Source organism: Rhodococcus marinonascens NBRC 14363, from assembly GCF_001894885.1.
Classification (GTDB): Bacteria; Actinomycetota; Actinomycetes; order Mycobacteriales; family Mycobacteriaceae; genus Rhodococcus_F; species Rhodococcus_F marinonascens.
Window position 1 is genome coordinate 1 of sequence record NZ_BCXB01000116.1, and the last position, 1545, is coordinate 1545.

2 protein-coding genes are annotated in these 1545 nt (G+C 58.3%); both read left to right on the top strand.

The window, feature by feature from the left end; all coding sequences use genetic code 11:
* Nucleotides 1-881: transposase (locus tag RM2_RS23080; RefSeq protein ID WP_139277933.1), on the top strand; the 881-nt coding region annotated here is incomplete at its 5' end.
* 195 nt (nucleotides 882-1076) lie between these two features.
* Nucleotides 1077-1541, top strand: a complete 465-nt coding sequence (locus RM2_RS23085; protein ID WP_139277934.1) for an exonuclease/endonuclease/phosphatase family protein — start codon at nucleotides 1077-1079, stop codon at nucleotides 1539-1541.
* The last annotated feature ends 4 nt before the right edge of the window (nucleotides 1542-1545 follow it).

A 1545-nucleotide genomic window follows, 5' to 3' on the forward strand; every position in this document is an offset into this window, starting at 1 on the left:
GGGTCCTCGGCATCGACGAAACCCGACGAGGGAAGCCCCGGTGGGAGCGGTGCCAGGACACCGGAAGGTGGGTGCGGGTCGACCCGTGGGACACCGGGTTCGTCGACCTCGGCGGTGACCAAGGTTTGCTGGGCCAGAAGGAAGGACGGACCACCGCGGCAGTCGTGGAATGGCTGCGTGAGCGCACCCCCGAGTTCCGGGAGGGAATCGAATACGTGGCGATCGATCCCGCGGCGGTGTATGCGGCGGCGATCCGCACCGAAGGATTGTTGCCGGGTGCCACCCTGGTGGTCGATCACTTCCACCTCGTCACGCTCGCCAACGACACGGTCACCAAGGTCCGCCGCCGGGTCACCTGGGAACTCAAAGACCGGCGCGGCGGCACGATCGACCCGGAATGGGCCAACCGTCGCCGGTTGCTCACCGCACGGGAACACCTGTCGAACAAGAACTTCGCGCGTATGTGGAATGCCATCGTCGACGAGGACCCGAGCGCGCAGATCCTCTCGGCGTACATCGCGAAGGAGGAACTACGTACGCTGCTCTCCTCGGTGCGTACCGGTGGTGATCCGGGCCGGACCCGGCATCGGCTGCACACGTTTCTCACCTGGTGCATCGACTCGAACATCCCCGAGTTGCTCACCCTCGCGCGCACCATCGACACATGGTGGCCCGAGATCCACGCGTTCATCACCACCGGGATCACCAACGCCCGCACCGAGGGATACAACCGGCTGGTGAAGACCGTGAAACGCTCGGCCTGCGGATTCCGGAATCGTGAGAACTCGGCCCGCCGGATACGCTTCCACTGCACCCGCACCCAGCGGGCCGCAACTGAAGACTTCATGCTGATTACCCGGAATAGATCGAAGAGCCTCTAAAACCACGTGGCCCGACTATCGGGGACCTGCCAATAGACTCGGTTCAGAAACGCACCGTGCGTGTCCGTGTAGCACACCGTTCGCAACTGCCGATGCTATCTGTTGGGCCGACCAGAAACCTTGTTTGGAGACATCCGAGTACTTCTTGATCGCTCGTCCTACTTCGAAAAATCGGGTTCTGAAAATGGGAGCGAAATGCGTACGCAACTCATTGCAGTAGTGTCGTCATTAACTATTCTGATGCCCCTGTCAACGGCACCTACTGATGCACATACCATAAAGCAGCATTCGGCAGAAATGGTAATGACAAGTCATATCCCTTTGGAGATTCTGACCGTTAATGTATTGGCGACCAGAACGTCATGGAACGACAGGCGGGCGGGGATCGTCAACAAAATCAAGGAAGCAGACCCCGATATCGCGGGTCTGCAAGAAGCTTTTGAGTCCACCAGGCCTGATATTGAGTACGATCTCCAGGACGAATACACGATGGTTCCCTTTGAGGCTGGAACATACGACAATCCAATTTTGTTTAAGACTGATCGGTTCGACATAACTGACAGTGGATATGCCGATGGCGCATTTTGCGGTTTCATGAGAACGGTCAACTGGGTTCGGCTGTACGACAATAGGAACAATGAAGACATGGCGGTGTCATAGCGTT

Bases quoted from the DNA above. Each gene is read 5' to 3' on its own strand.
- RM2_RS23085 (WP_139277934.1), top strand. From the start codon at position 1,077: ATGCGTACGCAACTCATTGCAGTAGTGTCGTCATTAACTATTCTGATG.